Origin of the sequence: Achromobacter sp. GbtcB20, assembly GCF_019091095.1 — a bacterium.
Lineage (GTDB): Bacteria > Pseudomonadota > Gammaproteobacteria > Burkholderiales > Burkholderiaceae_B > Achromobacter > Achromobacter mucicolens.
The window spans coordinates 1-245 of the sequence record NZ_JAGXJZ010000782.1 but is presented as its reverse complement, the minus strand read 5'-3'; the positions used below and the strand labels follow the sequence as shown (position 1 = coordinate 245).

Genomic DNA, 245 nt, shown 5'->3' with positions numbered 1-245 from the left:
GCCAGCTGCTCTTGCGCCTTCTTCATGTTGTCCTGCATGGCCTGCGCCTGTTTCATCATGCCTGCGACCTGGTTTTTCATCATGATGTGCTTCTCCAATACGTCGGAGGGTGAGAAAGGGTGTGCGGTTCAGGCGGCCGGCGGCCTGACCGAGCCGGGCACCACGAAGGCGTTGAAGGTGCGCTCCATGTCTTGCACGAAAGCATCGCCGGCAACGAGGGCCTCGGCCTGGCGCTGGCGCTCCTC

Annotated in this window: 1 pseudogene; it reads right to left on the bottom strand. The window is 62.4% G+C overall.

Annotation, left to right across the window (positions count from 1 at the left end):
• Positions 1-83 (bottom strand): annotated as a pseudogene (locus KVT32_RS31105) (YbaB/EbfC family nucleoid-associated protein); the annotation flags it as partial.
• Positions 84-245: the final 162 nt, after the last annotated feature.